Source organism: Microvirga guangxiensis, assembly GCF_900102135.1.
Classification (GTDB): domain Bacteria; phylum Pseudomonadota; class Alphaproteobacteria; order Rhizobiales; family Beijerinckiaceae; genus Microvirga; species Microvirga guangxiensis.
Window position 1 is genome coordinate 46235 of sequence record NZ_FMVJ01000019.1, and the last position, 6000, is coordinate 52234.

The 6000-nt window shown below is 58.6% G+C and carries 5 protein-coding genes; 4 read left to right on the plus strand and 1 reads right to left on the minus strand.

The features are described 5' to 3' along the window. Positions 1-980: 980 nt before the first annotated feature. Positions 981-1205, plus strand: a complete 225-nt coding sequence (locus BLP10_RS21775) for a hypothetical protein (RefSeq protein ID WP_091139506.1) — start codon at positions 981-983, stop codon at positions 1203-1205. A gap of 103 nt (positions 1206-1308) precedes the next feature. Here BLP10_RS21775 and BLP10_RS24115 read toward each other — a convergent pair whose 3' ends face one another. Next, positions 1309-1815 carry a GNAT family N-acetyltransferase gene (locus tag BLP10_RS24115; protein WP_091139508.1) on the minus strand — a complete coding sequence of 169 codons (507 nt, stop codon included), beginning with the start codon at positions 1813-1815 and terminating at the stop codon, positions 1309-1311. An 820-nt stretch (positions 1816-2635) separates the two neighbouring features. Between BLP10_RS24115 and BLP10_RS21785 the strand changes: the two genes are divergently transcribed. The 3 genes from BLP10_RS21785 (at position 2636) to BLP10_RS21800 (ending at position 5953) form a co-directional block, all read left to right on the plus strand. Continuing rightward, on the plus strand, positions 2636-3721 hold the full coding sequence (locus BLP10_RS21785) for a helix-turn-helix domain-containing protein (protein ID WP_139165570.1): 1086 nt from the start codon (positions 2636-2638) through the stop codon (positions 3719-3721). A gap of 128 nt (positions 3722-3849) precedes the next feature. Then, complete coding sequence (locus BLP10_RS21790) at positions 3850-4152, plus strand: LuxR C-terminal-related transcriptional regulator (protein ID WP_091139514.1); 303 nt, start codon at positions 3850-3852, stop codon at positions 4150-4152. Positions 4153-4756: 604 nt separating this feature from the next. Then, a complete protein-coding gene (locus tag BLP10_RS21800) occupies positions 4757-5953 on the plus strand; it encodes an IS256 family transposase (RefSeq protein ID WP_091135019.1) in 1197 nt (398 codons plus the stop codon). Positions 5954-6000: the final 47 nt, after the last annotated feature.

Here is a 6000-nt window from a genome sequence, read left to right on the forward strand (position 1 = left end):
GATGGACCAGATCGCCCGCATCGACAAACCCTACGTTTCGCCTAAACGCCTCCTTCATGGAAGGTAGTAAGAAGTGCCCCAGTTGTGCATGGTCGTCAGGAACTGCCAATGGCTCTCAACTGGTGGATGGCGCATGGCGTAACAGGCCCTCCAACAGTGCCTTCGCCCGTTGCAAATCGTCGGCGTCGAACCCCTCGGTAAATTGGTCATAGCTGGGCGCCAGGAGGTTACGGGCTTGTGCCTACCGTCCCTGATCGCGCAGCATCAGTCCGGAGGCGCCGAGGCGTCGTGAAAGACAGGAGGAAATCTGGTCCGCGCGAGTATGAGCCGCCACTCCGTAACTCGCAAGGAAGGTTATGGAATGGAGAATCGGAGGAGACAATCTCTCCATCAGCCACGTGTCGCAACCTCGGGATGGTTCGTACGGAGTGGGTCATCCGAAGAAATTTTCGTTGCTTCATGAATATCTGTTTTCCAAGGCCAGCAGACACTCGACTAATTCGCAGGCATGCCACTCGCCGGGGTGGCCTCATTGCGCAGCGACCCCAGTTATCGTGCGTCCACCCTCTGGCGGGCGAGCACCGGATCACAGGCACCAGGAATGGCAACTAGGCTTGCCCATCTACGTTATCTGCGATGTGTGACGACTGGAGGGGTCTATGACCCATAAGGATCGCGCTGCGCTCTATAGTCGGATCGGGCTTGTTTTACTTTCCTTCGCCATCATCGGCGGGGTCATTCTCGAGCCACTTCTCAGGCCTTTATGGTCCCCGCCAGTAAGCGTGGCTCAACGGTAGCGACACCTTCGGGAAAGACAGTCTCACAACACCCTCGGGATCCGCGGCTCCGGATGAAGTTTCATTCTGCTCCCACGAGTGGGTAGTGCCCCTGCAGCTACCCACTCCTAGGTCATACTGAGCATACCTACGAGCAGTGGTCATTTGCGCTCCAGCGTCCGACCTAGGTTGAAGGAGGCGCACATGCATCTATTAAAGGCTTTTGAACTTGATATCCGCTTCGCGAGCCCGAACACTTCAGCTTCCGTCGCGATAGCCCTTACCCGCTACTCTCAGCGCAAGGACGGGCGCCTGTTTCTCACACCTCCATGCGCATCCTTTGAGGATCTGGAAGGGCAAATCAATTCCATGCAGGACGAATTGGGAGAGATCCGGGAACGAGCCCGCCGAGCGTTTCAAGTCGTATGATAGGAGGGGGCCAAACTGCTTGGGCTCCGAAGGATTGCCTCTCACTGAAGGCAGTCCCCAAGTCTGGGTGCAACAACGGGGGGTCAGTGGACTGGGGCGCGGATTAAATCGCAAGGACAATCACGCCAAAGTCTCCGACCCGCTGGAAGCCAAGAGCCTCATAAGAGCATCGGGCGGCAGGGTTCTCGGTGAAGAGCACTGCTCGCGTTGCGCCCTCCCTCTCAGCCATTCGGAGCGCACCGGCCACATCGTGTCGGGCATACCTGCACCCGCGCAGCGCGGGCGGCGTCCACACGCCTCCAACCTGTACATTGTCGTGAACTCGCGCATTGTGCGTGCACAGGGAGATTGGACAACCATCTGCCTCCAGCAGGAAGGCTTCTCCACGCTCTACGTGTCCCTCAATGGTGCTGGCTGCAAACGCACGCGTTGAGGCCGTCTCAGGTAGACCGGTATACTCGACCTCATAACCGAAGCGCCAATCCCGAAGCAGATCAAGATCATCCTTCTCCGCACGGCGACACGCGACCGCCTCCGTTGCGAGAGGCTTAGGAACGATAAGGTCGGAAATGTTTAGAGCAAATAAGTCCTCGGGGCAGCGCCGTTGCACTGCGGGAGCACCCAATGCCAGGTGTACCCGCCATCACCTGTAACCAAGGTCCGCCGAGCGCGATGAGAGGCCGACCGGTAGCCTGGACAGCGGTATTCACACGACGAGTAGCGTCCTCTGGTGCTTGCAGGTACATGTTCCCGTTCCAGGAGTGCATGACGACTCCCGCAACCTGCTCGCCCTCCAGGGCAATTGCGTAGGTACCCTGAAGTGGCTTGCCTTCATCGACAAGGCCACCCCGCGTCAGAAATGAGCGCAGGAACAGAGAGCTGTCAGCATGCTGCGTTAGGAATGCGTCTATCAGGCTCTCATCGCCAGTTCGCACAAGGCGGACAACAATGTTCTTCCTTCTCCTTCCTCCGGGCGAGCTGGAGGCTGACCATTCTCGCGTTCAGCAGCATCAGTGCGTCAAAGATACAAATTTCCAGTGATCCTTCCAAATTGGCGAGAACCCTGACAGTCTAGTTCGAGTCAGAAGCCAATCTTGGCTTTCCTTCTGGAGTGTCCGGTTCGGTGAGGTTTGCAGGCATCGAGCATAAGTCCAAGATGTGCTTGGGGGGACATTTGGTCTGTGACATTGGAAGGATCCCGCGCAGCTAAGGCTAGTCACTTAGCGGACAGGTCTAGGGTGACGTTCCATAATCTGGCAAAGCGAAGCAAGGGAATAAGAAACGGTTAGTGGCAACTCGGAACCTCCCATACCGTGTCGAGAGAGCACAAAGGTTAGTTAGACGGCGGCGTGACTGGACGTTCATACTGACCTCTAGATAAAGCCTCGACTTTCAAAGCTGCTCCGTTAGTCTTCTCCGTAAGCTCTTACTTGAACAAGAACGAGCTCTCGGGCACCGTCAGAACAATGCCAAGTCTGCCATCTTTTTCATTTGAAGGATCCTTGGTGTCCGCACCCGAGGAAGCATACTGGACGTGGCGCAACATTGTCTCTCCCCTCTTTGACGTAGCGGTCTCTGATACGCAGGCCGTTGCATCGTTCGAGGTTGAAATCGACAGTTACCACTTTGGTCCGCTGCTCCTCGGCAGCGTGGCAGCGACTGGGCAGGAGTTCCGCCGTTCCCCGGTGACGATCGCGCGCAGCGGTGTCGATCACTACCTTGTTCAGCTCTATTGTTTAGGCGGCTACGTGGGCGATGCAGAGGGCCGAACTGTGCATGTCGGTCCTGGCGACCTCAGCATCCTTGATCTGTCCCGGACGCTGCACACGCGGGCGCAGACCTTTCAGAATCTCAGTCTCGTGATCCCTCGGTCGGTATTGGAGCCTCTGGTGAGGAAGCCTGATGGGCTTCATGGCCTGGTGCTCTCGGGTCGGTCCGCTCTCGGCCACCTACTCGCTACATATCTGAGCACCGTATATAATGCCGTAGGCTCACTCAGCTCAGATGATGGGGCTCGCATCTCTAATGCGACGGCGAGCCTTGTTGCTGCCTGTTTCGGCCCTGTGGCTGACGCTCACGAGACTACAACTGTCGCTAAACGCGCTGCACTGATCCTGACGATCAAGCGCTATATCGATAACAATCTGGCAAATCCATCGCTTACAGTGGACAGCGTTGCCCGCGAGTTCCGGCTTTCAAGGGCCACGCTCGGCCGAATGTTCGAGCCATTGGGTGGATTGGCGGCGTTCATTAGGGCACGACGGATGCTCCGCTGCTTCCACCAGATCACGTCATCAGCCCACTCTCATCGCTCCATTTCGGATATCGCCTATTCGTGGGGTTTCAACAATGAAACCGCCTTCAGCCGGACGTTCCGCGGAATGTTCGATATGTCACCCAGAGAGGCGCGGGCCGAGGGTGCCTTGGCTCACCGGACTATCAAACATCTTCAGCTTGGCGCGAATGGAGCGGGTCAGCCAGTTCTGGCAGAGTGGATTCAATATCTTCGGATTTGAAAGGCTCTACCTCCTTTGATCCCGCGCTTGAGATAAACGGCACAAAGATTGAGGCAAACGGCAAAGTGCTCTGCTGCTTGATCGACTAAAGAGATTACGGGGTTAATGCGTTGCAGGGGGCAGCCGTGATGACCGCGAAGATCATTCGGCGCCGGAGAGAACCATCCGGCAGCATCATTGAAGCTGCATACAGCCCATCTCAGTTCCCCCATCTGGAGGCCGTGAACGAGAACCGATGTCCGGCAGCCTCAGGCATTTCGTCGGAGGAGACTGAGATCATCGCTCATCTGGTTACCGGCAAAAAGGCAGCCGCCGTTGCGGATCTGTTGGAGATCGGCGAGGTTGCCGTCAAGGAGCACATCAATTCCATTTTGCGCAAGTTGAAGGCGCGAATAACTCGGTCTCCATCAGGTAAACCCGTGAGCAAGTAAGCTGGTTGGGACGCGAGGAGCCAGCTCAGCCTCAGCAACACTCTTCAACTATCCCTTGTTACGGTGTCCTGTGAGCGAGGATTAGCAATTGCGATCTTCAAGGAGGTACGTGCTGGAGATCAGAACAAAGGATAGGACGAGTGTAGCCTTGTAAGCTGATGGAGATTTGGGAGGATTGCACCGTCTAGGTTTGTCGGCAGAACGGCCAAGGTTCATTACGGGGCTTCGTTTCAGGAGCACTGCACTGCAAAACTGGATTGCTGAACATCCCTGCCGAACCACTACACCCTGGACCCGGGCGAGCTGATCTGATCCAATCCGCCTCTGAAGGCCAAAGCATTCTGGGCCATTCGGATCAGGCCCAGGTAGCACAGCGCATCCGAGATCTCGCTCTGTTCGACCGCGCCCTCGACAACAAGCTGCGTGTCTGTGACTGGGGCGCAATGCCGGTTCAGGATGTAGCCCCCACTGGCGGTGGGAGGTCACGAACTACCGTGATGCAGCGGGATACCGAGTAGTGTGGTGAAGGTTCTGCAAATCGCCTGATTGGGGCGGTCATGGCAGGATGGTGATGTCCAAGTCACCCTCCGAGAGGAGCCCCACCATGACCACTGCAAAGGATAAACCTGCTGCCGCTGCCATCAAGGGCCTTCTCAGCCAGAGCCCGGACGGCCTGCGCGAGATCGTGCGCGCCGTCATGCAGGAGATGCTCGAAGCCGAGATGACCGATGCCCTCCAGGCTGAGAAGGGCGAGCGCACCTCGGCTCGCCTGGGCTACCGCTCGGGCTACTATACCCGCACCCTGGTGACCCGGGTCGGCAAGCTCGAGCTGCGCGTGCCGCAGGATCGGGATGGCCGCTTCTCCACCGAGCTGTTCGAGCGCTACCAGCGCTCCGAGCAGGCGCTGGTGGCTACCCTGGCTGAGATGTACGTCCAGGGTGTGTCCACCCGCAAGGTCAAGGCGATCACCGAGGAGCTGTGCGGCCACAGCTTCTCGGCTTCCGCCATCTCGGCCATCAACAAGCGCCTGGACGACAGCCTGGCGCAGTTCGCCTCCCGAAGGCTCGAGGAGCCGTTCCCGTACCTGATCCTGGATGCGCGCTACGAGAAGGTGCGCGAGGGCGGCATCGTTGCCTCGCAAGCCGTGCTGATCGCGGTCGGCATCGACTGGGACGGCAGGCGCCAGATCCTGGGCGTCGAGATGGCCAACCGGGAAAGCCAATCCTCGTGGCGCACCTTTCTCCAGGGCCTGCGCGAGCGTGGGCTCTCAGGGGTGGAACTGGTGGTGGCGGACGACCATGCCGGGCTGAGGGCGGCGATCCGCGAGGTGCTGAGTGAGGCCGCGTATCAGCGCTGCTATGTGCACTTCCTCAGGAACGCGCTCGATCACCTGCCGCGCAAAGCCGACGATGACTGCCTGCAGGAACTGCGCTGGCTCTACGACCGCCGCTCGGTCGAGGAAGCCCGGCGGGATCTGGCCGCCTGGATTGCCAAGTGGGAGGGACGCTACCCGCGCCTGGTCGCCTGGGCCGAGGAGACGATCGAGGAGACCTTCACCTTCTACCGCTTGCCGCGCCAGCATCACAAGCATCTCAAAAGCACCAACATGCTCGAGCGGCTGAACGAGGAGATCAGGAGGCGCACTTACGTGGTGCGGATCTTCCCCAATGCGGCCTCATGCTGCCGGCTGGTGCGGGCGCTGGCGGTCGAGACGCACGAGAACTGGCTGGAAGCCCACCGCTACCTCAACATGGAGGATCTCAAGGAGCACAAGAAAAGCACTCTTCGCGAAGCCGCTTAGCCAGCCTGACCGGCCGCCCCACTTTGCAGAACTTGACGCACACAATC